Annotated in this window: 26 protein-coding genes; 13 read left to right on the forward strand and 13 right to left on the reverse strand. The window is 44.0% G+C overall.

Features of this window, described 5'->3' with window-relative positions; translation table 11 throughout:
* Positions 1 to 53 precede the first annotated feature (53 nt).
* Positions 54 to 434, forward strand: a complete 381-nt coding sequence (locus KI659_RS09995) for a hypothetical protein (protein ID WP_213945204.1) — start codon at positions 54 to 56, stop codon at positions 432 to 434.
* 399 nt (positions 435 to 833) lie between these two features.
* Here KI659_RS09995 and KI659_RS10000 read toward each other — a convergent pair whose 3' ends face one another.
* Positions 834 to 1,253: a nucleoside-diphosphate kinase gene (locus KI659_RS10000; RefSeq protein ID WP_213945205.1), complete on the reverse strand. Its 420-nt coding sequence runs from the start codon at positions 1,251 to 1,253 to the stop codon at positions 834 to 836.
* Between the two features lie 187 nt (positions 1,254 to 1,440).
* Here KI659_RS10000 and KI659_RS10005 point away from each other — a divergent pair, with 187 nt between their 5' ends.
* The 4 genes from KI659_RS10005 (at position 1,441) to KI659_RS10020 (ending at position 4,549) form a co-directional block, all read left to right on the forward strand.
* Entirely contained in the window at positions 1,441 to 2,481 is a 1,041-nt protein-coding gene (locus KI659_RS10005) for a DHH family phosphoesterase (RefSeq protein ID WP_213945206.1), read from the forward strand.
* Positions 2,468 to 3,400 (forward strand): FKBP-type peptidyl-prolyl cis-trans isomerase, encoded by a 933-nt coding sequence (locus KI659_RS10010; RefSeq protein ID WP_213945207.1) that lies wholly within the window; start codon positions 2,468 to 2,470, stop codon positions 3,398 to 3,400. Before KI659_RS10005 ends, KI659_RS10010 begins: the two co-directional genes overlap by 14 nt.
* Positions 3,401 to 3,464: 64 nt before the next feature.
* Entirely contained in the window at positions 3,465 to 4,016 is a 552-nt protein-coding gene (locus tag KI659_RS10015) for an FKBP-type peptidyl-prolyl cis-trans isomerase (RefSeq protein ID WP_213945208.1), read from the forward strand.
* Positions 4,013 to 4,549, forward strand: a complete 537-nt coding sequence (locus KI659_RS10020; RefSeq protein ID WP_246535351.1) for an FKBP-type peptidyl-prolyl cis-trans isomerase — start codon at positions 4,013 to 4,015, stop codon at positions 4,547 to 4,549. Before KI659_RS10015 ends, KI659_RS10020 begins: the two co-directional genes overlap by 4 nt.
* A gap of 403 nt (positions 4,550 to 4,952) precedes the next feature.
* Here KI659_RS10020 and KI659_RS10025 read toward each other — a convergent pair whose 3' ends face one another.
* The 8 genes from KI659_RS10025 to KI659_RS10060 all read right to left on the reverse strand — a co-directional run bounded on the left by KI659_RS10025 (position 4,953) and on the right by KI659_RS10060 (position 12,659).
* Positions 4,953 to 5,594: a carboxypeptidase-like regulatory domain-containing protein gene (locus KI659_RS10025; protein WP_213945209.1), complete on the reverse strand. Its 642-nt coding sequence runs from the start codon at positions 5,592 to 5,594 to the stop codon at positions 4,953 to 4,955.
* 7 nt (positions 5,595 to 5,601) lie between these two features.
* Positions 5,602 to 6,987 carry a CsgG/HfaB family protein gene (locus KI659_RS10030; RefSeq protein ID WP_213945210.1) on the reverse strand — a complete coding sequence of 462 codons (1,386 nt, stop codon included), beginning with the start codon at positions 6,985 to 6,987 and terminating at the stop codon, positions 5,602 to 5,604.
* Between the two features lie 19 nt (positions 6,988 to 7,006).
* Positions 7,007 to 7,423, reverse strand: coding sequence for a curli production assembly/transport component CsgF (locus KI659_RS10035; RefSeq protein WP_213945211.1), 417 nt, complete (start codon positions 7,421 to 7,423; stop codon positions 7,007 to 7,009).
* A 16-nt stretch (positions 7,424 to 7,439) separates the two neighbouring features.
* Complete coding sequence (locus KI659_RS10040; protein WP_213945212.1) at positions 7,440 to 7,952, reverse strand: CsgE family curli-type amyloid fiber assembly protein; 513 nt, start codon at positions 7,950 to 7,952, stop codon at positions 7,440 to 7,442.
* Between the two features lie 134 nt (positions 7,953 to 8,086).
* Positions 8,087 to 8,749, reverse strand: coding sequence for a hypothetical protein (locus KI659_RS10045; RefSeq protein WP_213945213.1), 663 nt, complete (start codon positions 8,747 to 8,749; stop codon positions 8,087 to 8,089).
* Positions 8,750 to 8,853: 104 nt separating this feature from the next.
* Positions 8,854 to 10,533 (reverse strand): hypothetical protein, encoded by a 1,680-nt coding sequence (locus KI659_RS10050; RefSeq protein WP_213945214.1) that lies wholly within the window; start codon positions 10,531 to 10,533, stop codon positions 8,854 to 8,856.
* A gap of 59 nt (positions 10,534 to 10,592) precedes the next feature.
* Positions 10,593 to 10,964, reverse strand: a complete 372-nt coding sequence (locus KI659_RS10055) for a hypothetical protein (RefSeq protein WP_213945215.1) — start codon at positions 10,962 to 10,964, stop codon at positions 10,593 to 10,595.
* A gap of 651 nt (positions 10,965 to 11,615) precedes the next feature.
* Positions 11,616 to 12,659 (reverse strand): response regulator transcription factor, encoded by a 1,044-nt coding sequence (locus KI659_RS10060; RefSeq protein ID WP_213945216.1) that lies wholly within the window; start codon positions 12,657 to 12,659, stop codon positions 11,616 to 11,618.
* Between the two features lie 305 nt (positions 12,660 to 12,964).
* Between KI659_RS10060 and KI659_RS10065 the strand changes: the two genes are divergently transcribed.
* The 8 genes from KI659_RS10065 to KI659_RS10100 all read left to right on the forward strand — a co-directional run bounded on the left by KI659_RS10065 (position 12,965) and on the right by KI659_RS10100 (position 21,467).
* Complete coding sequence (locus tag KI659_RS10065) at positions 12,965 to 13,543, forward strand: non-canonical purine NTP diphosphatase (RefSeq protein WP_213945217.1); 579 nt, start codon at positions 12,965 to 12,967, stop codon at positions 13,541 to 13,543.
* Positions 13,544 to 13,583: 40 nt separating this feature from the next.
* On the forward strand, positions 13,584 to 14,207 hold the full coding sequence (gene udk, locus KI659_RS10070) for a uridine kinase (protein WP_213945218.1): 624 nt from the start codon (positions 13,584 to 13,586) through the stop codon (positions 14,205 to 14,207).
* A gap of 484 nt (positions 14,208 to 14,691) precedes the next feature.
* Complete coding sequence (locus KI659_RS10075) at positions 14,692 to 15,054, forward strand: hypothetical protein (RefSeq protein WP_213945219.1); 363 nt, start codon at positions 14,692 to 14,694, stop codon at positions 15,052 to 15,054.
* Positions 15,055 to 15,163: 109 nt separating this feature from the next.
* Positions 15,164 to 18,136, forward strand: a complete 2,973-nt coding sequence (gene secDF, locus KI659_RS10080) for a protein translocase subunit SecDF (protein WP_213945220.1) — start codon at positions 15,164 to 15,166, stop codon at positions 18,134 to 18,136.
* Positions 18,137 to 18,272: 136 nt separating this feature from the next.
* Positions 18,273 to 18,944 (forward strand): hypothetical protein, encoded by a 672-nt coding sequence (locus KI659_RS10085; RefSeq protein ID WP_213945221.1) that lies wholly within the window; start codon positions 18,273 to 18,275, stop codon positions 18,942 to 18,944.
* A gap of 56 nt (positions 18,945 to 19,000) precedes the next feature.
* Positions 19,001 to 19,351, forward strand: a complete 351-nt coding sequence (locus KI659_RS10090) for a hypothetical protein (protein ID WP_213945222.1) — start codon at positions 19,001 to 19,003, stop codon at positions 19,349 to 19,351.
* 751 nt (positions 19,352 to 20,102) lie between these two features.
* Positions 20,103 to 20,789, forward strand: a complete 687-nt coding sequence (locus KI659_RS10095) for a sensor histidine kinase (RefSeq protein ID WP_317195952.1) — start codon at positions 20,103 to 20,105, stop codon at positions 20,787 to 20,789.
* A gap of 42 nt (positions 20,790 to 20,831) precedes the next feature.
* Positions 20,832 to 21,467: a response regulator transcription factor gene (locus KI659_RS10100; protein WP_213945224.1), complete on the forward strand. Its 636-nt coding sequence runs from the start codon at positions 20,832 to 20,834 to the stop codon at positions 21,465 to 21,467.
* A 60-nt stretch (positions 21,468 to 21,527) separates the two neighbouring features.
* Here KI659_RS10100 and guaB read toward each other — a convergent pair whose 3' ends face one another.
* The 4 genes from guaB to KI659_RS10120 all read right to left on the reverse strand — a co-directional run bounded on the left by guaB (position 21,528) and on the right by KI659_RS10120 (position 26,331).
* Entirely contained in the window at positions 21,528 to 23,006 is a 1,479-nt protein-coding gene (guaB, locus tag KI659_RS10105) for an IMP dehydrogenase (RefSeq protein WP_213945225.1), read from the reverse strand.
* A 349-nt stretch (positions 23,007 to 23,355) separates the two neighbouring features.
* The gene (locus KI659_RS10110) at positions 23,356 to 24,147 is read right to left on the reverse strand and encodes a hypothetical protein (RefSeq protein ID WP_213945226.1); all 792 of its coding nucleotides are present in this window, start codon (positions 24,145 to 24,147) and stop codon (positions 23,356 to 23,358) included.
* Positions 24,148 to 24,531: 384 nt separating this feature from the next.
* On the reverse strand, positions 24,532 to 24,990 hold the full coding sequence (locus KI659_RS10115; protein WP_213945227.1) for an ABA4-like family protein: 459 nt from the start codon (positions 24,988 to 24,990) through the stop codon (positions 24,532 to 24,534).
* Positions 24,991 to 25,143: 153 nt separating this feature from the next.
* Positions 25,144 to 26,331, reverse strand: a complete 1,188-nt coding sequence (locus tag KI659_RS10120) for an RsmB/NOP family class I SAM-dependent RNA methyltransferase (RefSeq protein WP_213945228.1) — start codon at positions 26,329 to 26,331, stop codon at positions 25,144 to 25,146.
* Between the last annotated feature and the right edge of the window lie 40 nt (positions 26,332 to 26,371).

A 26,371-nucleotide genomic window follows, 5' to 3' on the forward strand; every position in this document is an offset into this window, starting at 1 on the left:
GAAACATGGCCTCTGCGCCTCTGTGGTTTTACAAACACACATCAAACTTTGAGGTGAACCAAAAAAATCAACCGCAAAGAAACAAAGTCGCGCAAAGTTTTTTAGTCAATGCTTTAATCGCAATTTTAAAAATAACCTCAGAGTTTGTCCCGAGGAGCGGAGCGATCTCTGAATCCTCTTCGCCTCTGCGGTTAAACAAGCTCTCATCAAACTTTGGGGAGAACCAAAAAAATCAACCGCAAAGAAACAAAGTCGCGCAAAGTTTTTTAGTCAATGCTTTAATCGCAATTTTAAAAATAACCTCAGAGTTTGTCCCGAGGAGCGGAGCGATCTCTGAATCCTCTTCGCCTCTGCGGTTAAACAAGCTCTCATCAAACTTTGGGGAGAACCAAAAAAATCAACCGCAAAGAAACAAAGTCGCGCAAAGTTTTTAAGTCAATGCTTTAATCGCAATTTTAAAAATAACCTCAGAGTTTGTACCGAGGAGCGGAGCGATCTCTGAATCCTCTTAGCCTCTGCGGTTTAACAAGCTCTCATCAAACTTGGGGGAGAACCAAAAAAATCAAACGCAAAGAAACAAAGTCGCGCAAAGTTTTTTAGTCAATGCTTTAATCGCAATTTTAAAAATAACCACAGAACTTGTCCCGAGGAGTGGAGCGATCTCTGAATCCTCTGCGCCTCTGCGGTTAAACAAGCTCGCAACAAACTTTGCGTTACTTAGCGCTCTTTGCGGTAAATTAAAAAAACCGCAGAGAATCAGAGTCAGTGGAGAAATAATATCTCCGTGGGCTCTGCGCCTCTGCGGTTAATTATACTAAGCAATTAACTTTCCGTTATACTCTTTCAGCTTGGGAGAAGAAGAAGTTGCCTTCGATCTCGGCGTTTTCGTCAGAGTCAGAACCATGAACGGCGTTGGCGTCGATAGATTTGGCAAACATGTTTCTGATAGTACCTTCAGCAGCTTCAGCTGGGTTGGTGGCACCGATAAGCTTTCTGAAATCTTCTACTGCATTGTCTTTTTCCAAGATAGCTGCTACGATTGGACCAGAAGACATGAAAGATACCAAGTCATTGTAAAAAGGTCTCTCCTTGTGTATTTCGTAGAATTTGCCCGCAAGTTCAGCTGACAACCTGGTGGCCTTCATGGCTACGATTTTGAATCCAGCATCTTGGATCATTTTAAGGATAGCTCCAGTATTGCCTGCGCCAAACGCATCAGGCTTGATCATAGTAAATGTTCTATTAGTTGCCATTTTGTGTATTTTTTTCTAGGTTTAAAATAGGGCACAAATTTACGGGTTTTAACGTAAAGTCCGAACCAATTACCAGAAATAAACCTTATGGGTTTCATTTATAGGCGGTTATCCCCATTGGGAAAATTCGAAAATAATATAGACCTTTGCACCCTATGTGCTGGATACTGCAGCCAAAACATTACACATGCAAGACTTAGAGTTATTTAAAAAACAAATATCTTCACCAAAAAAAGTTGTCATTACCACCCACCACAAGCCTGATGCTGACGCACTTGGCTCCTCACTGGGGATGGCCAACTTCCTAAAAAAGAAGAACCACGAGGTCACCGTAATCACACCCTCGGACTATCCTTCTTTTTTGGCCTGGATGAAGGGCAACGATGATGTCCTCAACTTCGAAAACGAGGAGCATCAACCTATTGCAATTGATAAAATCAAAGAGGCTGACATCATTTTCGGGCTGGATTTCAGCTGCCTGAGCAGAACATACGACATGGAACCCTACATCAGGGAATCCAGCGCCTACAAGGTCAACATCGACCACCACCAAGACCCTGAGGATTTCGCTGATTTTGCCTATCACAGCACCAAAGCTGCAGCCACCTGCGAACTTATCTATGAACTGATTGTCAAAATCGGTGACAAAGACCTGATCGACTGCGATATAGCCGAGTGCCTTTACTCCGGCATCATGACCGACACGGGAGGCTTCAAGCATCCCAACACCACCAAAAATGTCCATCTGGTAACCGCCGAACTGATTGAGTTAGGGGCTGACAATTCCAAAATCAGCCGTCTGATCTATGATACCAACTCGGTGGATAGGCTTAAGTTCCTTGGCTTTGCCCTTTCAAGAAGGCTGGTCATCATGCCAGAGCTCCAGACGGCTTACTTTACCATTAGCAAAAAAGACCTGAAAAAATACAACTCCCAGACAGGCGACACCGAAGGTTTGGTGAACTACGCCCTATCCTTGGACGGAATCAAGATCGCCGCCCTTTTCACAGAGCGCAAGGACGGTGTAAAGATTAGCTTCAGGTCAACTGAAGATGTGGCCGTGAACAAATTTGCCGCAAAATATTTCAACGGAGGAGGACATAAAAACGCTTCCGGGGGCAAATCCCAGGATTCCCTGCCCGATACAGTGGAAAGATTTGAGAAATTAATTAAAGAAAACAAACAATCCCTATTCAATCAATTAGAATTAATCGATGAGAAACATTAAGAATTTGATCCTAGCCGGGGGTATCCTGGCTACAGCCGTAGCGGTATCCAGCTGTGACAGGGGTAGAAAAGCAACCACTGCTGATGGCACTGAGTACAAGTACATCAAGGAGGGCTCCAAGGCTCCAAACAACGGTGAATACGTATTGTACCACTTCACTGCAGAAAACGAGAACGATTCCACGTTCATCTCCAGCTACGAGCAACACGCTCCCGCTTACTTGCAATACAACGATTCAGCCCAGGCCCAGACGGGTATTGATGAGATCTTCATGAACCTTAAGAAAGGTGACAGTATCTTGGTAGAAACCACCGCTGAGAAAATGTTTGGTGGATTCGGCGTGCCTCCATTCTTGACTGCTGAAGAAATCATCAGATTGAGAATTGGTGTGGTTGACGTATTGGACGAAGCAGCCTTCCAGGATTTCTTCACCGCCATGGCTGAAGAGCAGCAGGAAAGACAGGCCAGAGAGTCTATGCAACAGACCGAAACGGACATCCAGCTAATCGAAGAGTATATTGCCGAAAATAATCTGAACGCCAACAGGACAGAATCAGGCCTTTTCTACGTCATTGAAGAAGAAGGTTCCGGTAAGGAAGTGAGCGCCGGCGACATGGCCAAGGTTCATTACACCGGTTATGTGTTGGACGGAAGGGTGTTTGACACCAGCCGTGAAAACATCGCCAGAGAGCAGGGCATCTACAGCGAAGGAAGAGGCGGATATGAGCCGATCGAGGTACAAGTAGGAGCAGGCAGAGTGATCCAGGGCTGGGACGAAGGTCTTCAGTTGTTGAGAAAAGGTTCTAAAGCCAAATTGCTTATCCCTTCACCTTTGGCTTACGGCAGCCGCCAGGCAAGTGAGGTGATCGCACCAAATTCAGTTTTGGTATTTGACGTTGAAATTACAGACGTAAAATAAAAACTTAAAGCCTTCGTCTTATATTAGCGAAGGCTTTATTTTACCAATTAGTTAGCATACAGTTATGAAAAAATCATTCTTAGCGATCATAGGCTCGGCACTGCTTTTTGCAGCCTGTATCAATGACGAGGAGTCTCTCCAGAATATTCGTGATAGAGATATTACAAGTATTGAACAATACATGCAAGAAACTCCCATCGCAGGTGTAAAAACTGAAAAAGATGGCGGTACAGGTATCGTAATGATCTGGCATAACGAGGTAGAGAACGGCAGAAGCCCACAACAAGGCGACAGTGTGTATGTTAATTACACAGGCAGGTTTTTGGACGGACGAGTTTTCGATACATCAGTAGATTCCGTTGCTCAGGAGCATGGAATCACCAGACAAGCACCCTTCGTGCCATGGGGTTATGTTTTTGGATTTGGGCAGGTGATTGAAGGATTTGATTTTGCAGTTTTTAATATGAAAGTAGGCGAAACTGTAACCACATTGATCCCTTCCATTTATGCTTATGGAGCTGGAGGATCAAGAGACGGATCTATCCAACCTCACACCCCGCTAAGATTTGATATTGAATTGGTAAGCATTCCGGATGCGCCAGAAGAAGAAATATGATGTTGAAAAGAAGTTTTATTTGGGCAGTAGTAGCCGTTTTTGCCTTTTCCTGCGACCAGTTTGAATTTGGGGAGCAGTATGATGAAATGGGGAACCTGACTAGAGATAGAGAAAGGATTGAAAATTATTTAGCAACTAATCCTTACGAATATGTAGAAAAGATAGAAGACGAAAGTGGCACTGTAATTCTTATTCAAGAAGAAAGCACACTTAATAAGCCTTCTACTGGAAGCGTTATTTATACCAATTACACTGGAAGGCTACTTGATGGGACAATTTTTGAAACTACCTTAGAAAATGTAGCTCGTGAGCATGGTCTTTTTGATGAAGAAAAAGTTTATGAGCCTGATTTTTTTGTGCTAAATTCTAATCAAAGAATTGCCGGTTTCAGCTATGGTTTTAGAAATCTTCGAAGTGGTTCCAAGGCTGTATTAATTATCCCTTCTCCTCATGCCTACAGAGACCGTGATCAAGGCCCCATCCCAGCCAATTCAGTGTTGGTATTCGAAGTGGATTTCTTGGGAATGGATTAAGAAGTAAGAATATTTATTATCATAAAAAGGCGCTTAACTTAGTTAGGTGCCTTTTTTTGTGCATAGCAGCTTGGCTAGTTGAATAGTAATAGGTAAGAAGTGCATGAGGCATACTTGGAAAGTTCACTGCGAAGAGGACTTTGGGCCTTTTTTTAACTTTCCCGATTCGCTACGCTACTCGGGACAGGCTGTGTGACTTAGTGACCCATTTTTTATTGTTTAAGGTTTAAAGTTTAAGGCTTATGATTTGAAAGCACAAACCTTTGCGCTCTTTGCAGTATGCTTTGCGCTCTTTGCCTGCCCTCCGGGAGGCGGGCGTGAAACCTTACCGCAACAAAACACAAAAACCGGATCAAAGACCCGGTTCTGTGGAACAAGCTGTGGTTAAACGTGAATAGGATTATTATGGGTTGCCTGTTCTAAATGTCCATGTCGGGCTGTTGGCCACATTTCTTCCGTCATGCTTAGCCACTACATACCAAAAGTAGGTAGTTGCCGGCTGAAGATCTGCCACCACGACCTCGGTGGTTGTGAGGTTCTCCCCTACGATGGTTTGGGTAGTAGAGTTGGATTGGAAGATATATACGGTGTACTCAAGCTCCCTGTCCCTGTTGTCCTGATCTACATTCCACTGGAAGGTGAAAGATAGTGGCTGATCCACGGCACCATTACCCGGAACAGGATCATAAATCACTACATTCCCTACATCGCGGTCGTCTTCAAGAAGGAAAAAAGTGAGGTTGGTGTTCTCCTCTTCATATACAGCGATATTTATAGTCCCCGATAAAAAATCCTTTTTGCGGGCATTGATCACCACATCCCCATAGCGGACCTTGTTCAACTGAAAGGTGCCTTCCTCATCGGTAAGCACACTGGTACTTGCTGGGGTGGTGGTAATCTGTACGCCAGAAAGCGGCTCATAGGACTCCCCATCAACGACTACACCGGTTATTGTTCCAAATCGATCGATATCGATATTCTCAAGCTCGCAACCCAAAAAAGAAAAGCTGATTGCCAATAAACACAAATAATTTATATACTTCATTTTACTGTTAATTTCCGATATACATTTTAATTCCGAATCTGAAGCCTAGGATGACATCATTGAAGCTGCCTGCCACTACCCCGTCATAGGTATCGCTCAGGTGCTGGTTTACATAGGCCTCCCCCACCAAGGCGGTTTTGTTGCCAAAAACATATTCCAATCCAGCTGAATAGTTGATAAAGGGAAACCAAGGCTGGTTGGAAAGCGCGATATTGTTTCCAAAGTTGAAGTATGACCCTGCACCAACAGCTGCAAAGGGCGACAATCTCCCCGATGGATTGGCGATGTATTTTACGCCAGCAGTTCCATAAAACTCCCTAGAATTGACCACATCACTGATATTGACCTGCTGGTAGCCCAGGTTCCCATCCACAAACAAGCTGTTTGAAATCCCAAAACCATAATTGGCTGCAAAACCCGTTTGGGGCGTACTTCTTGAATAATCACCCAAATAGGATTGGGTGGTAAATTTTGGAGCGATGTAGAAGGAGGATCGGTGGTCATATCGGTGAAGCCTTCCTATATAGTCGTGCTCCACATTATCGGATTTTTCCATTACATATTGATCAAGCAACATCTTGGTAGTATCATTCTCCTCCTTGAGTTCCCAGATATTCCCCATTACACCTTCCAACACCATACTGTGTACTGCTTTTTCAACAGCTTCCGTGATGGCCATTTCAGTGGGCTCATTGTAGGTGTAGCCAGTTTCGGCTTCCAAGAGCCTTCTGAATTTCACATATCGGAAAAAGCCTGCGGATACTTCCTGGGAAAGAATGGACTTGGTGGTATAAATTGTTTTCAGGACTTTCCCGTTACTGGTGGATACGGCCCGAAGGTAAATGGTAACCCTATCTTCCCGATACTGGGAAGATGCATTGGCCCCGAAATACCTCATCCCGGCACCACCCGTGAATACGTTGGTCTCATAAGAAACGATCCCGCCTTCCAACAACACTCCGGCAAAAAGCAAAGGTGGCAGGAGTACATTGTTGGTGCCTTCATATTGCTCACGGCTTGAGCGTATGATCTTTCTTTCGTTCAGAAGGTTGCTGATGTTTTCGCGCTCAATGGGCACGAACCATTTGGACTCCTCCAAGGCACGGATCAGGATATTGGTGGCGCCCTGGGTCACGGCCGTCGACCAGCTGGCACCCATATTGCTTTCCTTATACTGCCCGGTTTGATCCCTGAATTTGTACACTGCCACTACTATGGGCTCTTTAGGCTCCGGCAGGTCCAATAACTCTCTTTTCATCCTCGTCTCCGGCCCCAAAGTAGCATCCCTATCATTGAAAGGTTGATAGAAGGAAGGGGAGCAAGCGGAAATGTAAAATAGACAAACTATACTCAGTAAGCTCTTTATTAAAGAGCTTTTTAAAAATACTCTCATTAATCTTTTGGGTTATACTCTAAAAATGGGGTACTTCAACAGTCGTGGTGGCTCCGGTACGGGAATCTCGTATGGACACATTAAGTCCACCTCCGCCACCGCCAATGTCAATAAGGTAATCGCCTAATTGGTAACTCCCTTCCTGCAGGCCTTCTTCCCCAAATTGGCGTGTAACTATTTCCCTAGCCAAGTTACTTAGGATTTGCCTATTTAGGCTTTCTGCAAAATCTTCCATAGGGTCTCTCCCATATCCAAAAGCATCAGCAGAAGGATCCGTAAAGGTATCTTGAGCTTGGGCTGAGCTAAGCATCCATTGATAATTAAAAGTTTCTCCGCCAAAAGCTGGGTTGATTGGCCGATAAACCAATTGCTGGGCATCACTCATTCCAATCCAAAAGGGAAATGCTAAAACAAATACTAGTAAAAACTTCTTCATAACTCTACTATTAAAATTAAAATATTCCTGTTCCTGATCTTTCCTCTCCTTCCATGTCCCTGACAATTTGCTCATATTGAAGCAGGTACATTTGGGTGGTTTCAACGGATTCTGCTGCTAGATTTTCTATAAATTCCGCCCTGGGCTGCAAAAATGATTGGAAAACCATGGTTTCATTTATGTATATTTCAACCATAGTGATGTTCATCCGAAATGGTTTTTCCTCCACCAAAATGGAATAGTTTCTAGCTTCTTCGGGTGGATCCCAATCTCTATAGAATAGGTCAAAAAAATCTCTTCCACTTTTCGTTTTAGTTTCATCGATCAAAAGCCCATCGATCTCAACTTCCGCATCCCGCTTTGTTTTTTTTACCTCCCCCTCAATAATATCTTGCAACAAATTCTTTAAAGACTCCGGAGCTTCCTGAACTGGAACTGTATCATTTTTTAAAACCTCGGAAGTGCCTTCCGTCTGCGAAAAAGCCGGAAAAAGGATGAAAAATAATATGAAACTAAAAAAAACTCTCATGATACTCAAAACAAAACTAATCTGACTAAAATGGCAGAACACTTGCAATAAATACATTTTATTCAGGAATGTCAAGTGTAATTTGCATTTCACACCAATAAATTACCCAACTTAAGTATTAATAAGACATGCGGTCATCTAACTGGCATCCCAAATTGGGAAGAAGTTACGCTCACTTGCATACCCGCACCTCCAGCTCCTGGAGTTTGGGTAATCTTGATTGGGGAAGAAAAACTATCCTGATTGGCTCTCACCCTTTGATTGTTACCCTGTTGATTGATCACCACGGGAGTGGCGCCGAGATTTCCTCCAATCAAATTGACTTCAATTTGATTATTATTTCCAATCTGACTTAAGTCTAGAGTGGATGGAGTAGCACTACTATTTGCAACTACCCCGCTAATTTGGTTACGGTTTCCATTTTGTGAAGCACTGACTTGAATAAAGGCCCCTAACATTCCTAAATTAAACTGATTATGATTGCCGGTTTGCTGAAGGATCGTCGCAAGGCCAGAGCCGCTTTGACCTAGAATAGATTTATTCTGATTCCCCTGCTGCAATATTATGGCTTGGTTTAAATGAAGTCCCTGCTGAGTTTGGTTTAAATCCACTTCATTATTGTTTCCTATTTGACGGATTATGGCAGCGTTTGAACTTACTACAGGAATGAATAGATCAATAGCCTGCACATTTATGAGATCAATTTGATCCCATCTAGTAAGCTCTTCCTCTTGCTGGGCAAGGGAAATGGTAATAGACAGAAAGAAAGTAAAAATTAAAACTGAAGACTTTTTCATAGCTCAATCATTTAATACATAAAAACAACTTTCTGAAAAAGATAAAGTTACCAAAAAAAGGGAATAGAAGCTATTCCCTTTTTTAATGTAAGTATCTGCAATTATTATCTTTGAGTAACTCTCGCTACGTTACCATTGCCCATTTGAGTTACAGTTGCAGTGTTGCCAGCTGTATACTGATTAACATATGCTCTGTTTGCACCACCTTGCTGGAATACAGTTGCCATATTGCTACCTCCACCTTGTTTAACAAGAGTGAAGTTATCATTACCTTTTTGGGTCACTTCTGCAGTGTTTCCTATTAAAGTGGAATTCTGAGAAATTGAAGCATCATTACCATTGCCTTTTTGCATAATGCTTGCGGAATTACTTGCAAATAATGTTGAAGCTTGAGTAATAGAAGCATCGTTACCATTCCCATACTGCTTGATTGTAGCATCGCTACCAGCTCCAAGCCAGCTATTAGACTGATCAATTGATGCCATATTGTTGTTGCCGGCTTGCTTAATCAAAGCATCATGCCCACCGCTTTGCTCAATTGAAGCTTCATTTCCTTTACCCCACTGAGACAAATATGCAGAATTAGAGCCGCTTACTTGTGAGATAGTAGCTTCGTTGTCAGAACCCGCCTGCTTAATAGTAGCATCATTGCCTCCGCTTGATTGATCAATAGAAGCCATATTGTTTCTACCTAGCTGATAAATTGAGGCCTCGTTTTCTCTTGCAGATTGATCAATGCTAGCGTTATTATCAGAACCAGCTTGCTTGATTAGAGCGTCATTACCCCGAGCAGACTGAGCTATGGATGCATAGTTGTCTCTACCAGCTTGATAAATGTCAGCACTATTATCTCTAGCAGATTGATCAATTGAAGCCTCATTTCTATTACCCAACTGATAAACACCAGCCATATTGTTTTCCGCAGACTGATCTATTGCCGCCTCGTTTTCAGATCCGAACTGGTAAACGGATGCATCATTATCACCACCTTCTTGAGATACAGAAGCCTCATTCAGATTTCCAACTTGAGAAATAAAACCAACATTGAATCCATCTCTTTGATCAATTGAAGCTTCATTTTCATTTCCGAATTGAAAAGATCTCGCATCGGCATCAGCCCCCAACCTAAAGGTAGATATATTATCAGAACCATATTGCTCTTGAATTATAGTACCACTAATTCTTCCAGCTCCTTGTATTCTACTTGCGGTAGAGGTGTTATCATTTCCAATTTGAATTTGTCTTACAAACCCACCATCAGCATAATACTGACCACTACCTTCTGGATTTAATAACGCAGTATTTCTGTTACCTAACTGAGTTTGGGTCACCTCAACTCTGTCAAACCCTCTCAGTCTTCTAGCCTGTGCAGTATTGTCATTCCCAACTTGAGTTTGATCCACAAAGTTATTACTAGATTGAGACCAATTACTTGCATCTGCAGAGTTCCTATTTCCTAACTGAATCTGGTTAATTACGGAATTATTACCGAATCCATTTGACCCAGCAACTGCACTATTGTTACTTCCCACCTGAAGTTGGGTACCAGTTACACTTCCACTACCTACAAAACTTGCCGAGTTTGACACTCCTACTTGATCTACATTTACTAGAGATCCATTTCCACCTGTTATTAATACAGAGCTGTTATTATTAATTCCCGTCTGATTTACCTCAGCCTCATGATTATTACCATTCTGTTCCACAGTGGCAGTATTGCTACCTTGGGCAAACACAAAGCCGCCGGCAAACAACATCGCGAAAACTAAACTTGTTTTTTTCATAATAAATAAAAGTTAAAAGTTAAAATTGAGTAAATTGATTTTTATTGATTATACATAAATTAATTGCCTGAGTTGATTTTGACACTGTTGTTGCTGCCGGTTTGGGTGATGGTCACCTTTTGGCCGGAAGTATTGTTGGGGTGTCTTTTATGGTTGATCTCCACCTTGTTGATTTCTCCCTTCTGGTTGATCTCGCCCACCGTGCGCCCGTTGATCACTTTCAGGGTGTCGGTTCCGCTCACCAAGAGGGTATCGATCTTCACCTGGTTGTTTGGACCATAAGATTTGATGGTAAGCGTGTCGCCGGGAGAGGCTTCGGAATTGACAGCGGTGCTGCCTTTGCTTTTCTTATCGTTAGATTGTTGCGCCTGGCTGGAAAAACTCACTGAGCAGCCTAAAATAAGGAGCGGAAGAATGAAGAAATAATTCATGACCTTTGTATTTAAAAATTTGCTTTTCGAATATCTTAAAACGCTTTTCGTAAGCTTCTTTTACAAAGGTATCGAATGCCCAAAAGGTCTACAATACGTAATTTTACCCTAAAAATCCTCAACATTACATAAGGGTTTTTACCTACCAATTACTTTTTAATATCTTGGAAATACATTTAACAATACTTAAACCGCGTATGCAAAAGAATCGTCTAAAGGCTAAAAAATCGTCTACGTATAATCACTCAGTCAATTCCAGAATTCAGCCTAGTAGTCAATCCAAAAATAAATCTTGTAGCATAGTCAAGTTCTAATCTAATTGACCCTTTTTCCAAGCACTCCCTATATCTCCGCGATGAAGGAAACCTGCCTTTGTCGGCAGACAGGCCTGCTTGCAGCAAAGGCAAGCTCTGAGAAACTCCATAAAACTCAGCGGAACCCTGCCTGCGCAGGCAGGTCTGTGTCCCATTTTTTTGCGTCAAGAGTTCACTTCGATCCAAAACACGGCGGCAAGGCATCGGTTTTCGATCCCGCCTCTGCCGAGTCCCACAATGATTTCTCGCTGCGATCGCTGCGAAAAATTTTACTCGCCAATTAAAAAAGCTCCCGCTTGTAGGCAGGAGCTATATGTTTTAATGGATATGGACAGGTTTAATTTAGGACACCGCTTTTCAAATGGCTTTCAGAATTGGGCCCTTTTATCACACCGATCTGAACATACCAGGCGATGATCGCCTCTATAATATTTCCGGCCCCAAGCTTCTCCATAATATTGGCCCGGTGCTTTTCAACTGTACGGTTGGACACACTCAATTCCTCGGCTATTACCTTGATAGGCAATCCGGCAGCGGAAAGCTCCAGCACCTGTAACTCCCTATCCGTCAAATGGACTTTTTCCCCTATCGCCTCATAATTCACAGGCACCCCAGCAGGAAGCTTAATTTCTTCGGAATTATCATTCGAATTCCACTTCTCCAGTAATGTAAGTTCTATCAAATATTCGCCCTGCTCACCCTGACTGCCTTTAAAAAGCAACATATCAAAGAGACAATCGGAATATTTGCATTTCACTCGGTTGAGCTTTACAATATTGGAAACCCCCGATTGAAGTCTTTTTATATTTAACCGATTGCTTTTGTGGAGCTCTACATCAAAAACCTCCTCAAAACTTTTCCCCTCAGCGGCGCCAAAAAATTCAGGGTTCATTTCAGTCAAGGCTGCATTACATTTAAAAATCTTATCGTCCCGCATCAATATCTTCAAAGCCAGCGACTCCTCAAAAAGCTCCGCAAACTCATTAACCTTAAAGAGGTTGGCATTTTTTCGCTTGATCAGCTCATTTTCAATCTTGCCAATTAGGGAGGTTTTTGAAAATGGAGGGAAAATCAAATTGGTCACTCCGACCTCCAAGGCAATCATCACCTCGTCGGCATCAAACTCATTCATGATTAAAAAGAATGGGGTAGCCTGAAAAGCCAATTGGAATTGTTGGAAAAGGTCCATTCCGGCCCTACCGTTGATCATCTGGTCGCAAAGTATAGCATCAACGCAATTTTCTCTAAAAAAACCGTCTATTTCTTCAATCTGACTAACTCTTTCAATCAGGAACCCATTTTTGCTTAAAAGTTTCTCTACTTTAGTTTTGGTGGTTCCGCATGAAGAAATCAGTAGCACTCGGGGAATCTGGGAATTCATACGCACAACTAAAAATCTTATTTTAAAAATTTATTTCTGATATTTGCACTTCGTGGAAATATAATTCTCATTTGAAGCAGTCAACCAAATAGAATATTTGAAATGCAATTTTCTGTGTTAAAAGTACATTTTTAAGGTATCTAAATCAAGTATTTATGCATATTTGTCATGTTAAATTTATATTAACCTTTTATGAAAATTTGACTTTAAGCCATTTAAACAAAATTACTTCCGACAAAACACCCTCACCACCGTTCATTCATTCATAAATCAACCCATATAACAAATAAAAAAAAACAAGAGAAATGAAGATCTGCTTTGCCACCAACAACCCCAAAAAGATAGAAGAAGTAAAAGCCGCCTTGGGTGAAAACTATACCCTCCTGTCCCTTAAAGACATAGGATGCGAAGTAGAGCTGCCCGAAACGGGCGATACCCTGGAATATAATGCATTTGAGAAAGCTAGGTATGTTTATGACAATTACGGGGTGAGCTGCTTTGCGGATGATACAGGACTGGAAGTGGAAGCCCTGGACAATGCCCCCGGGGTGTATTCGGGCAGATTTGCCGGCGAACCGAGAAGTGATGAACGCAATATTGATCTTTTGCTGGAAAAACTGAAAGGCCATGCCAACCGCTCCGCCAGGTTTCGAACCGTCATCGCACTGATTCTGGAGGGAGAGGAACACAAGTTTGAAGGCATCGCCCAAGGGGAAATCACGGTGGGCAGATCGGGGGAAAAGGGGTTTGGCTATGATTCTGTATTCAAGCCGGCGGATTTTGAGGTGACCTTTGCTGAAATGAGCCTGGAAGACAAAAACCAGATCAGTCACCGCGGGCAGGCAGTGGAAAAACTGGCCGATTTTCTGCATTCTTATTTCTGAGAGCAGGGAGATTGAAAGTTTTTTTATAATTTTGTCCCCCATGAATAAACCATACATCGTGGGGATCACCGGAGGGAGCGCCTCAGGCAAAACCCTCTTTCTGGAAAGGTTGCTCAACTCTTTCGAACCCCATCAAGTCTGCTTAATTTCCCAGGACAACTATTACAAGCCCCGTCACCAGCAACCCCTGGATGACCGCGGTATCCACAACTTTGACACCCCCCACTCCATAGATTTCGAGCAATACGCCGAAGACATCCGCAAAATCCATAACGGAGAAACCGTTTACCGTCAGGAATACACCTTCAACAACCCCAACAAAATCCCCAAAATGCTGGAATTCAAGCCGGCGCCCGTAGTGGTGGTCGAGGGGATCTTCGTATTATATTATCCAGAACTTGCTGATTTGCTGGATCTGAAGGTCTTCATTGACGCCAAGGACTATATCAAACTCAAGCGCCGCATCGTACGCGACAAGGTGGAAAGAGGCTATGATCTGGATGATGTATTATATAGGTATGAAAAACACGTGATGCCCACCTATGAAAAGTACATTGAACCCTTCAAACACGAAGCCGACATCATCGTACCCAACAACGACAGCTTCGACCGCGCTCTTGACTTGGTAAAGTCCTATCTAAAACTAAAAGCTGAGATAATATAGAGGGAACTAAGGCTTATTAAATCATCAGTTTAAAGGGTTATTACCCGGCGCTATCGCGCGGCGGGAGGTTTAGAGGTTTAGCGCGCGAGGGGACGCAAGGGACTTCCTGAGATCCCACTAGGCACCTTGCCCCAATAAACACCACGAATAAAAAAATGAGTGCGTAGCACGAACGCAAAAACACCCGGAAAGGCCAGAGATTGGGGAAAGCAGTCTGACCTGCGATGTACTTGGTACCTGGTACTTTGTACCAAATGTGTACTACGTACAATGTACTATGTACTAAGCAGCCTAGCGATGGGCGCAATTAAACACTCAAAGGTTGGCAGCGGAAAACAACGTCACCCCATAAACTTTAAACCATAAGCCATAAACCACTCCCTAACTCATTGACAAATAAATCCTTACTACCCGGAACCATTCTGCTCCTAAATTCTTTTTAAAAAAGTGGAGATGTATTGAAATATCTTTATATTTGCCGTTAATGAATCGAAACAGAAAAAATAGAAGCCTATTGAAGGAAAGGGTTACCATATTGATGGTAGTGTTTTTCTGCATCCTGATCTCCGGGTCAGAGAGGTTTATTATGTTTGATTCGGCCAAATCCAAGATGGAGCAGGCTGCTGGCAGCGACAAGGACACTGATGAAAATGAAACATTCATTGATGTGGCCGTGGATGCCGTGGTACCCTTTGCTACCACCATCGCCCAGACTGCCCTGTACTTCATCTATGAGATCATCGGGTTTGAAAAGGAAACCTTCACCGTAAAGGAGCAAATTTCCCGCTATCCCAGCCATTTTTTGGAGATCCTGTTGACCAGGATTATTTCTCCCAACGCCCCCTAATTCATTTTTTGCTACCCTCAGCCGCCTGAGCACTCAGGCAGATGGCATTGCTATGCCCTCACTCCCATTTTAAAAAAATCAATCAATTTACTTTATATCAATTATTACTATGCGTAACAAAGGTGTCATAGTGTTTTTGACGGTAATCATTACAGCGCTTTGCCTGTACTACCTGTCATTTACATTTATCTCTAACCGCGTCCAAAGAGACGCCGAAGCATATGCCACGGACAATGTGGGCAATGTGGATTTTAGCAAAAAGCAATCTTACCTTGACTCCGTATGGAGGCTGCCGGTCTACAGGTTCCTAGGAGCTGAGTTTACCTACAAAGAGGTAAAAGAGACCGAACTGGGTCTTGGTCTTGACCTTCAGGGCGGGATGCACGTGACCCTAGAAGTATCTCCAGTGGAAATCGTAAGAGGCCTTTCCGGAAACAGCAAGGACGCTACGTTCAACCAGGCTGTGGAAACGGCCCAGGAAAGAGCCAAAACCAGCAATGAGAAGTTTGTGGACATCTTTTATGATGCCTGGAAAGAAAAAGCCGGCGACAGAAAGTTAAACTCCGTATTTGCGACAGCAGCCAACAGAGGCCGTATCTCTTTGGAGACTTCTGATGCCGAGGTATTGAAACTTATCGACAATGAGGTGGAAAACGCCATCGAGCGTTCCTTCAACATTCTTAGAACCCGTGTGGACCGTTTCGGTACTGCACAGCCAAACATCCAGCGTATCCAGAGTTCGGGAAGAATCCAGATTGAGCTTCCAGGCGTGGACAACCCTGAGCGGGTAAGAAACCTACTTCAAGGTGTAGCCAAGCTACAGTTTTGGGAAGTGGCCGAGATCAACGAGTTTGGCGATGCCATCGAGAGAGCCAATGCTATCCTGGTAGCTGAAGCGCAGGCGCAGAGAGGTGCAGGCCAAGAGCCGGCTGAGCAGCCTGAGCAGGACGGCGACGAAGATGATGAGGAAGGCGACCTTGCCCGTCAGCTTGCCGAAGGAGCAGATGGTGACGACTTCTCATCTGATGTATCCCCATTGCTATCCTTACTTCAGGCCAACTACGGCTTGGTGTATGACCTGAAAGATACCGTAACGATCAACAGAATTTTGGCCCGTGAGGATGTAAGATCCGTATTGCCAAGAGACGTAAGATTCCTATGGTCTGTGAAGCCTCAGAAAGCTGACGGACAGGAATTGCTTGAACTGCACGCCATCAAAACTCCAAGAGGAACCGAGCAGGCTCCATTGGAAGGTGATGTGATCACCGATGCGCGCCAGTCTTATGACCAGAGCTCCAGACCTGCGGTAAGCATGCAGATGAATGCCGATGGTGCCAGAAAGTGGAGAAAATTGACTTCAGAGAGCATCGGTAGAAGAATCGCCGTAGTATTGGATGACTATGTATATACTGCCCCTACCGTGCAGGGTGAGATCCCTTCGGGACAATCTGAAATCACCGGTAACTTCACTATCGAAGAAGCCAAGGATTTGGCCAACATCCTGAAATCAGGTACGCTACCTGCTCCTACCAGAATCGTGGAAGAAGCCATGATCGGTGCTACATTGGGTGTAGAAGCCCAAAATCAGGGGATCTACTCCATGGTGGCTGGCTTGGTGCTAGTGGTATTATTCATGGTAGCCTACTTTGCCAAAGGTGGATTTATCGCCATTGCGGCTTTGGTATTCAACATCTTCTTTATCTTGGGTATCCTTGCCCAGTTGGGAGCTGCGCTTACCTTGCCTGGTATCGCGGGTATCGTATTGACCATCGGTATGTCGATTGATGCCAACGTCTTGATCTTTGAGCGTATCAAAGAGGAGCTTAGAAACGGTGCAGGTATCCTTCAGGCGATCAGCAGCGGTTACAACAAAGCCTTCAGCGCAATCTTGGATTCAAACGTGACTACTTTCCTTACCGGTGCTATCCTTTATGCACTCGGCCAGGGACCTGTAAAAGGTTTTGCCATCGTATTGATGATCGGTATTGCATCTTCATTCTTCTCTGCTGTATTCATCACCAGAGTGATTGTATACTGGATGAGCAAGAAAGGCGACAAGAGCTCCATCTCTTTCTCCACGCCTTATTCCAGAAACGCCCTTTCCAACTTGAACATCGACTTCATGAGCAAGCGTAAGGTGGCCTATATCATCTCTACGGGTATCATTGTCGTTGGTCTTGCCGTAGCAGCCGTAAACGGCCTTAAATTCGGTGTGGACTTCACCGGTGGGCGTACCTACACAGTTGAGTTTAGCGAACCGGTAACTACTACTGACATCAAAACAGGTCTTGATGCTCAGATGGACGGCTCAGTGGAAGCCAAAACTTTTGGAGGAAACAATATCCTTAAAATCACCACCTCTTATCTGATCAACGAAGATTCTGATGAGGCTAACAGAGAAGTGGAAGAAAGAGTCTTGGCAGGTATCACCGAAATCACAGGATTCAATCGAGTAAATGATGCCAGAAGATTGGAGGCAAACTCGTTTGCACTAATCGGTTCATCCAAAGTGGGCGCTACCGTAGCGGATGATATTAAGAACTCTTCTATGGAGGCAATGTTCTTTGCTTTGGTAGCCATCTTCCTTTACATCTTGTTGAGGTTCCGCAAGTGGCAGTTCTCCTTGGCATCTATCATTGCCTTGGTACACGATACAGCCTTTGTGATTGCAGCATTTGCCATTGCTAGTGCATTGGGAGCCACTTTCGAGATCGATCAGGTATTCATCGCTGCCATGCTGACGGTAGTAGGTTACTCTATAAATGATACCGTGATTGTATTTGACCGTATCCGTGAAAACATCTCCAACAGAGGTACTTCCAAGTTGGTAACCATGTTCAACGACGCGATCAACCAAACCATGTCCAGAACCCTGATCACCTCTGCTACTACCCTTATCGTGGTATTGGTATTGTTGGTGTTTGGTGGTGAGGTATTGGCAGGCTTCTCCTTTGCACTCTTGATTGGTGTATTGGTGGGTACCTATTCTTCCATCTACATTGCATCTCCGATCGTAGTGGATTTGATGAAGAGAGAAATTGCCCAGGAAAAAGCTGCAGAGGAAACCAAAAAGGTTGCTTAAGCAAAAATTTCCCCAACATTAAAAAGCCGCTGGATTACTCCAGCGGCTTTTTTTATGGAAAAATACCCCGATCGGGGTATTTTTTATGTGGCCAGTATATGGTTACTTTGAATGGTCAACCACAAGGATTTTTATCATGAGTTCACCAATCTATTTACTGTTAATATGCCTGAGCGCCCTGGTGGCCTTGGGCTACCTGATCCAGAAGCAGTCCAGTTTTCAGAAATCGGAAGTCTTGTTGCTGATTTGTCTGATATTGGTATTCATTTTTGAGACACTGAACCAATTTCTGATTACCAAAGCCATCAACAAAAACATCATGTATACCCTGAGCTGGTTTTATGTGGTGCCTGCTATATTGACCTACTATTTTTCCCAGCAGCTACCTATCTTAAGAAATAGGGTGCTGGTCATAGGCATCATGTTACTGATGCTGCTCATCCCGAGCCTGCGTATAGACTGGCAAATGGACGCTCCCCATCACATGCATTATATCAACTACGTCCCGCTCTGGACTTTGGTCCTAATCCTGGCAGGGAAGTCCTTATATGAAAACTTCACCGCCGAGGAATTTGCCGATCAAAACCTGTTGTCCATCTCCAATTTTTGGGTGAGCATAGGGGTAATCATCTTTTATTTGGAGAGTATATTTATGCTGGGGATCCTGTATATGTATCCGCAGGCAGAAATCTCCCTGATACAGACCGCATTGAATTTCAGTCATTCCTTGGGCGGATTGATGCTTTTGATCATAGGCATGTCCTTATTTGCCCCTACCCTCTTTGCCAAAACCTATAAATTTTCCTGATCATCATGGAGAATTAAAATATCCTTAATAAATTAGAACACCTTATACCTAAAATCATGAAACTTGAAGAACTAAAAAAGTTAACCGCCAATTACAGAAAAGAAGTAGGTATCGGCAAACCTGCGACGAACAGGGAGGGCAAAGTAATCACTGAGCAATCCCGATCGATATGGTTTGATAGGCACACCATCGAAAAGCTGCTTGCCCAGACTGACGAAAAAAAGGGGGGGCTAAAGATATTCTTTGCTGAATATGGAAATGACTACCTAGAGGAAAGCGGCCATGACTATACAGGTCAACTTACCGTGGTATTGGCCGCCTCCAACGATAATGAGGATCCTACTAAGGATGAGCAAATAGAGAATGGGGGCCAGCTTTGTCCACCCCACTGTGGAGGCGACATTTAATCGAATTGCCCATGGATTTATATAATACTTTCATTTTCATTTCATTTCTCATTACCATTCCGGTTTTTTTCTTAAAAAAGAACAACTATGAGCCTATCCATAGGCTATTCTTCTTCATTATTGGGTTGGTGTTGATATTAGAAATGACTGGGTATTATTTAAAAATCAGGTCAATAAACAATTCCTTATTATACAATATAGCATTTGTATACATTGAAAGCCTTTTGATTTTACTATATTTCACCTTAATATCAGAGGATGCAAAATTTAGAAAAGCAGTAAGGTTTTCAATGTTAGGATTTATTTTATGGGGTATTGCTAACACACTTTTTTTCCAAGATATAACATCCGTTTTTCATACCTATTCCTATTCGATAATTAGTCTTATAATAATTGGATGTTGTGTTAAGTTTTTTATAGATGTAATTTTGCAAGGTCAATATGAAAATCAGAACATTTTTGGAATTCCTCATATATGGATCGTAAGCGGAATTTTAATTTTTTATAGTTCTACGGCCATTTATTTTAGCTCTATCCAGGTTTTGTATGAGATGAATAAAGAGCTATTTTTAAATTTACGAGCAGTGGTAAGGTTCCTAAGCGCCACCTCTTATCTCATATTCGCCTTTTCCTTCTACACGCCGTATATTTTCAAAGAAAAGACTATTGCATCCAGAAGATGAATTCCCCTACAACTTTCGAAGTTTACATAATTATTCTTGCGGGAATCTCAATTACGTTAATTCTGGCCATGTGCATCATCTTCATGGTAATATTCCACCGCCAAAAACAGCTTAAAAACAAACAGCAGGTGGCATTATTACAAGCAGAATACGAGCATACCATCTTAAGGGTGGAAAAAGAGATGCAAGAGCAGACGCTGGAGTACATAGGCCAAGAGCTACATGATAACATTGGGCAGATGCTATCCCTGGCCAAATTGAATTTAAACCAAGGTGGGCCCGAGCAGGTTTTTGAATCCAAAAAGCTCCTCACACAGGCCATCAAAGAGGTGCGAAGCCTATCCAAAGCACTCAACCTAAGCTGGATCGAAGGGATTGGCGTTAAGGATTTTATAGAAAAGGAATTGGAAAAGATCGAGAAGACCGGATTTTGCCAAACAAAACTCGAATATGATACCCCGCTGGATGACCTGCCTCAGGATCACAAGCTTGTACTGGCGCGCCTAACCCAGGAATGCCTCAATAACGCCATCAAACATGCCCAGCCCAGCTTGCTCAAAATAAAAATTGAAAGCAGCCAGAACAATACGCAACTGGAAATCAGTGACGACGGGCTTGGCTTCGACACTTCCCAGGCCAGCCAGGGCATGGGCCTGCACCATATCGAAAGCCGCATGAAAAGCATAGGCGGGAAAGCCCAAATAGACTCCTTTCCCGGAAGGGGAACCTCCATCAAACTTATTTTGCCAAATTGATTCTTTAACCTTAAATTGGGTAAGAATTTAAAATAAGAAATCATGATCAGGATAGTGCTGGCAGACGACCATAAGATGTTTGCCAAAGGGATAGCGGGTTTGTTGGAGAAGGATGAGGAAATCCAAGTGGATGGAATATTCCAAAACGGACTGGAAGTGCTAAACCATCTGAAGGAATATAGGCCCCAGCCGCATATGGTACTCACTGATCTCAACATGCCCGGCATGGACGGGATGAACCTGATCAAAAACATCCGCAAAACCTGTCAGCGCTGCAAGATCATCGTGCTCTCCATGTATGATGATGAGGAAATATTCAAAGCCTGTGTAAAAGAGGGTATTGATGCCTATATACTCAAAGATGCCGATCCGGATGAGCTGGTGTATACCATCTATGAAGTGGTAGAAAACCGCCACATCCTCCACTACCCCAATGTGCTCAAGCAAGCCAGCGAAGAAATTTACCTGGATGTGTATAAGGAAAAATTCAAACTTTCCCGTCGGGAAACCGAGATTCTGAAGTTCATAGTGGTAGAGGGCCTGGCCAATAAGGACATTGCCGACAAGCTCTGCCTCAGCGTGCACACCATAGAGGCCCACCGTAAAAAAATCCACCAAAAACTAGAGGTCAACAACGCCACGGAACTGATTAAGAAAGGCTTAGAGATGAATTTGTAAAAAAAATCCCTGTGTGTAGGGGTGAAAAATTTTTCACCCCTACACACAGGGATTTCGTATTTAAAACTTCGCGCTATAATTTGGCGCTTCGCGGGTGATGTTTACATCGTGGGGGTGGGATTCGCGGACACCGGCAGCGGTGATTTTCACAAACTTGCCGTTTTTCTGCAGATCATCAATAGACTGCGTACCACAGTAACCCATACCGGCCTGAAGTCCTCCCACCAATTGGTAAAGCACTTCCTGCACAAGTCCCTTGAAGGCCACACGGCCCACAATTCCTTCCGGAACAAGCTTTTTGATATTGTCTTCGGCATCTTGGAAGTAGCGGTCTTTGGAACCTGACTCCATGGCTTCCAAAGAGCCCATACCACGGTAAGACTTGAATTTTCTTCCTTCATAGATGATCATCTCCCCTGGAGCCTCTTCGGTTCCGGCAAGCAGTGACCCGACCATGATGGCATCTGCACCTGCAGCAATGGCTTTGACCACATCACCAGAATAGCGGATCCCGCCATCGGCAATCACAGCCACGCCTTTTCCTTTAAGTGCCTCGGCACATTCAAATACCGCGGATAGCTGGGGTACACCCACTCCGGCAATTACCCTGGTGGTACAGATACTACCCGGTCCTACGCCTACTTTTACCGCATCAGCGCCGGCTTCGGCCAAAGCTATGGCCGCTTCCGGAGTGGCGATATTGCCAACAATCACGTCAAGTTCTGGGAATTTGTCTTTGATCTTTTTGCAGGTTTCGATCACTCCTTTGGAATGTCCGTGGGCGGTATCAATACTTACCACGTCCACTCCTGCATTTTTGAGAGCCTCCACGCGGGATTCGATATCAGCAGTCACCCCTACGGCCGCTCCTACTCTCAATCTACCATACTCATCCTTACAGGCGTTTGGCTTGTCTTTTCTCTTAAGGATATCCTTGTAGGTAATCAAGCCCAAAAGCTTGTTATCCTCATCTATGATGGGAAGTTTCTCGATTTTATACTCCTGAAGGATTTCCTCAGCCTGCTCCAGGGTGATCCCGCCCTTGGCTGTCACGAGGTTTTCGGAAGTCATGATATCTTTGATCAGGCGGTTTGGATCCTTGATAAAGCGGAGGTCACGGTTGGTGATGATTCCCATTAGCTCGCGGTTTTCATTGATCACCGGGATGCCACCGATCTTATGTTCGCTCATGATGGCCTCAGCGTCTCTCACTTTGGCTTCAATATCAAGCGTGACAGGATCCAGGATCATCCCACTTTGGGATCTTTTCACCTTGCGGACCTGGGCGGCCTGCTGCTCAATACTCATGTTTTTGTGGATAAAGCCTAGTCCCCCTTCCAAAGCGATGGCAATGGCCAGTTCAGCTTCGGTCACGGTGTCCATAGCCGCAGACACCAACGGAATGTTGAGTCTGATGTTTTTGGTAAGTTGGGTGGAGGTGTTGGTGTCGCGTGGTAGTACTTCTGAGTAACCCGGCACAAGAAGCACGTCATCGTAGGTGAGCGCTTCAAAGAGGAATTTATCTGAGTTTCGATTCATAGCAAATATTGGTTAGGTAACCCTATTTGCCCGTCAAATATACAAACTTTTTTATATCCGAATCAAATCCCCAAAAAATAAATCCAAAGATTTTTGACTGAAAGGCAGGGTATTGGAGGGATTGTTTGGTAGGTTTGTGTACTAGGTACTATGTATTAAGTATTTGCCAACAGACCAAAAGGGGCACAGAGTTCCGCAGAGTTTTACACCGAGTTTCACAGAGTTTTCCTTTTCGCGGAGAAAAATAAAAAGCTTGGGAAAGCTAAAGTAGTAATAGGGTGGCAATCCATCCTGCTACTTCTTTTTAACTTCGTGCGACCTTTGTGACCAATTTTTAATAGACCTAATTTCAGTTCATAAAAATCAATGGCAAACCGGCGAGCGCCTGTAGGAAGGTGGCTAGGGATAGCAATCCGTACACCAATGCGAAGATCACCACTGGCCTAACCTTATCCTTGCTCACAAACCAAGCAAATAACGGTACTGCCTGCAGGGCATGTAGACCAAGGAAGTGGGCCACTCTGAGGTCCCCGTACTGATATGCCCAGTTGAGGAAAAACCAGCCGGGTTGCCCATCTTCGGCTCCGATGGTGTGCCCCAAGTTTGATACCATAACAAACCCCTCCAGGCTGGCAAGGATAAAGATCGCCATCCCCAGTTGGATTGCCAGTTTATAGCCCCGGGGAAGGCCCTGGGCTTTACGAAATAGGACAAACGCCCATAATACCAACAGGGTGTTTACCACAATCGCCATCCCCATCAGGGAAAACAGCAAACCATCAAAGGGGGAGGAAACGTTGAAATGGGAAAGCTTGCCCATGCTGGCCTGACCTGCTATAATCAGTATTTCTAGCCCCATCACCGCTATTATCCCAATCGAGATGAGCCTCACTTTTTTGGGAGAGGGAATATAGGCCATGTACCAGGCTAGGGTCATTACGAATATTGCAATGGAAATAAAAAACTTCATGGGCTTCACCCATACATTCACGCCAAGGAGCATGCGGTGATCAAACATCGAAATGGCCAGCACCGCCAAAAAACCCAAACCATTGGCTACCCCAAAGGTCACCAGAAGCGGATTTCTCACATACAGTTCTCGAAAGAAATTTGCGGTTGTTTTGTATTTCAGGGTGTACATGCGTTTATTTTTTGGGTACTATGTACTAGGTACTATGTACAAAAACATTTTAAATCAGGCGTTATTCTTAGCCATTCAGCATCATTGTGATCATTTTTCACTTCTTGCGACTCCTTTTAATATTGGTGTCCTTCGTGACCCATTTTTCTTCAATAAACCTTTGCGCCCTCGCGCCTTAGTGGCCATTTTTTTTCGACTTCTTTTTAACTTAGTACGACTTCGTGACCCATTTTTCCTCACTCTACCCTAGCGCCTTTGGGTCTTTGTGGCCATTTTTTAAAGAAATCCCTTCATGCGACTTCTTTTTAACTCAGCGCGACTTCGTGACCCCTTTTTCTTCAATAAACCTTTGCGCCCTCGTGCCTTTGTGGCCCATTTTTTTATTTAAGGAGCAAAGTCCGTCGACTTAGCAAATGGATACTGAACCACCTCCCCTGCTTTCAGCGCTCTGATCACCAGATACAGCAGCAAACCCACAGGGCCAAGCATAAAGGTCAGGAAAAGGCAGGGAAGCAGCAGCCAGCGGTTAATTTTACGGTAATGGGCATCCTTGGCTACCCACATGCCCACAAAAAGGTCGAAGGCAAGGTAATGCACCCAGCCGCCCAGCAATGCATAATCATCCTGGAAAAGCATGCGGACCTCCCTGAGGCTGTTAAATCCCCCTTCGGCCCCTCCGGTAAACCCAACACTGATATAATAAAGGTAGACCGCGGCCAAAAATACGATGACCCCCGAAAAAAGTGAGGGGTAGACCCAATGGGTATGATAAAAAGCAAACAGCAACACCCAGCTCAACAGAGCCACAGCATTGACAATGGTAAACATCATCTCGAGGTCCATATTTATCTGAATTTTAGATAAATATAGACATTTATTGTACTATGTACAAGGTACAAAGTACTAAGATACAGTCCATTTTTCAACGCTTAATTCTGTGCCTCAACTTGGCCTGAACCACTATACTTAGTACCTAGTACATTGTACTTAGTACAATCACTTTTTCTTCAACCTAGCTATATAAAACCCATCAAATCCACTCTCATGGGCCAAAACCTTCTCATCGCTAATCAACTCGAAGCCTTTTCCTTTTTCACTGTTGAGGAATTTCTCCACTTGCAGCTGGTTTTCGGTAGGGAGGATGCTGCAGGTGGCATAGACCATCATTCCCCCAGGCTTGAGCATACTGGAATAATCCTGAATGATCTCCTGCTGCACTTCCTGAACCTTGGAAATAGACTCAGGGGTGAGTTTCCATTTGGTGTCCGGATTTCGCTTCAACACGCCCAAACCTGAGCAAGGCACATCCAAAAGCAACCTGTCTGCAGACTCCGCCAATCGCTTGATAGTTTTGTTGCTTTCTATGACTCTTGGCTCTATGATGCTTACTCCAGCCCTTCTGGCCCTCAGCTTGGTGTTTTTCAGTTTCCACTCCTCAATATCCATGGAAAGGATCCTGCCCTTATTTTCCATGAGCGCGGCCAGATGAAGGGATTTGCCCCCCGCACCCGCACAGGCATCAATCACCCGCATGCCCGGCTCCACCTCCAAAGCAGAGGCTACCAACTGGGAAGAGGCATCCTGCACTTCAAAAAGGCCTTCCTTAAATGCCGGGTGTCTGAAAATATTTTGTCTTTTGGCCAACACAAGGGCGTCACGGTAGCCTTTTGGAGCGTACGTTTCCACCCCGTCTTCACCAAGTCGGTTCATCAGATCCTCCTTGGTGGTCTTAAGGGAGTTGGCACGGATCACCACTTGGGCTTGCTGGTTGAGGGTATCGAGTTCCTCATCCCATTTATCCCCGAGCAGGTTTTCGCCCATCTCATCCATCCAGTCTGGAATGGACTGCAGGATGGCCCTTTCGCGGATAGTGTCGTAATTATATTTTATTCTGGAGTCATCCACTCCTTCAAACTCCCTCCATGGTGGCAAGGTGTTGCCCTGCATGAGCCAGTAGGTGGCGAAAAGATGAAAAATATCATCTGATGGGCTCACCTCATTGATTAGCCTCCACCAGCGGACCATCTCATATACGCTTTCGGCAATAAAACCCCGGTCTCTGGCTCCCCATTTGGGATTGGACTTCAAAGTTTTTTCAATGACTTTATCCGCATATTTGTTGTTGAAGAAGATCTCATCAAGGGCATTTACCACACCGTAAACCGTGTTGGAGTGAAGTTTCATATATATTTTTAAATTTTAATCCACAAAGATAATCATTTCA

The organism is Litoribacter ruber (assembly GCF_018449405.1).
Taxonomy (GTDB): domain Bacteria; phylum Bacteroidota; class Bacteroidia; order Cytophagales; family Cyclobacteriaceae; genus Litoribacter; species Litoribacter ruber.

Coding starts and splice junctions, on each gene's coding strand:
- KI659_RS10110 (WP_213945226.1), bottom strand. CDS start 24,147: ATGTACACCCTGAAATACAAAACAACCGCAAATTTCTTTCGAGAACTG.
- KI659_RS10040 (WP_213945212.1), bottom strand. CDS start 7,952: ATGAGAGTTTTTTTTAGTTTCATATTATTTTTCATCCTTTTTCCGGCT.
- KI659_RS10010 (WP_213945207.1), top strand. CDS start 2,468: ATGAGAAACATTAAGAATTTGATCCTAGCCGGGGGTATCCTGGCTACA.
- KI659_RS10120 (WP_213945228.1), bottom strand. CDS start 26,331: ATGAAACTTCACTCCAACACGGTTTACGGTGTGGTAAATGCCCTTGAT.
- secDF (WP_213945220.1), top strand. CDS start 15,164: ATGCGTAACAAAGGTGTCATAGTGTTTTTGACGGTAATCATTACAGCG.
- KI659_RS10050 (WP_213945214.1), bottom strand. CDS start 10,533: ATGAAAAAAACAAGTTTAGTTTTCGCGATGTTGTTTGCCGGCGGCTTT.
- KI659_RS10045 (WP_213945213.1), bottom strand. CDS start 8,749: ATGAAAAAGTCTTCAGTTTTAATTTTTACTTTCTTTCTGTCTATTACC.
- KI659_RS10000 (WP_213945205.1), bottom strand. CDS start 1,253: ATGGCAACTAATAGAACATTTACTATGATCAAGCCTGATGCGTTTGGC.
- KI659_RS10075 (WP_213945219.1), top strand. CDS start 14,692: ATGAATCGAAACAGAAAAAATAGAAGCCTATTGAAGGAAAGGGTTACC.
- KI659_RS10100 (WP_213945224.1), top strand. CDS start 20,832: ATGATCAGGATAGTGCTGGCAGACGACCATAAGATGTTTGCCAAAGGG.
- KI659_RS10055 (WP_213945215.1), bottom strand. CDS start 10,964: ATGAATTATTTCTTCATTCTTCCGCTCCTTATTTTAGGCTGCTCAGTG.
- KI659_RS10035 (WP_213945211.1), bottom strand. CDS start 7,423: ATGAAGAAGTTTTTACTAGTATTTGTTTTAGCATTTCCCTTTTGGATT.
- KI659_RS10030 (WP_213945210.1), bottom strand. CDS start 6,987: ATGAGAGTATTTTTAAAAAGCTCTTTAATAAAGAGCTTACTGAGTATA.
- KI659_RS10060 (WP_213945216.1), bottom strand. CDS start 12,659: ATGAATTCCCAGATTCCCCGAGTGCTACTGATTTCTTCATGCGGAACC.
- KI659_RS10020 (WP_246535351.1), top strand. CDS start 4,013: ATGATGTTGAAAAGAAGTTTTATTTGGGCAGTAGTAGCCGTTTTTGCC.
- guaB (WP_213945225.1), bottom strand. CDS start 23,006: ATGAATCGAAACTCAGATAAATTCCTCTTTGAAGCGCTCACCTACGAT.
- KI659_RS10115 (WP_213945227.1), bottom strand. CDS start 24,990: ATGGACCTCGAGATGATGTTTACCATTGTCAATGCTGTGGCTCTGTTG.
- KI659_RS10015 (WP_213945208.1), top strand. CDS start 3,465: ATGAAAAAATCATTCTTAGCGATCATAGGCTCGGCACTGCTTTTTGCA.
- KI659_RS10005 (WP_213945206.1), top strand. CDS start 1,441: ATGCAAGACTTAGAGTTATTTAAAAAACAAATATCTTCACCAAAAAAA.
- KI659_RS10090 (WP_213945222.1), top strand. CDS start 19,001: ATGAAACTTGAAGAACTAAAAAAGTTAACCGCCAATTACAGAAAAGAA.
- KI659_RS10095 (WP_317195952.1), top strand. CDS start 20,103: ATGTGCATCATCTTCATGGTAATATTCCACCGCCAAAAACAGCTTAAA.
- KI659_RS10085 (WP_213945221.1), top strand. CDS start 18,273: ATGAGTTCACCAATCTATTTACTGTTAATATGCCTGAGCGCCCTGGTG.
- KI659_RS10065 (WP_213945217.1), top strand. CDS start 12,965: ATGAAGATCTGCTTTGCCACCAACAACCCCAAAAAGATAGAAGAAGTA.
- udk (WP_213945218.1), top strand. CDS start 13,584: ATGAATAAACCATACATCGTGGGGATCACCGGAGGGAGCGCCTCAGGC.
- KI659_RS10025 (WP_213945209.1), bottom strand. CDS start 5,594: ATGAAGTATATAAATTATTTGTGTTTATTGGCAATCAGCTTTTCTTTT.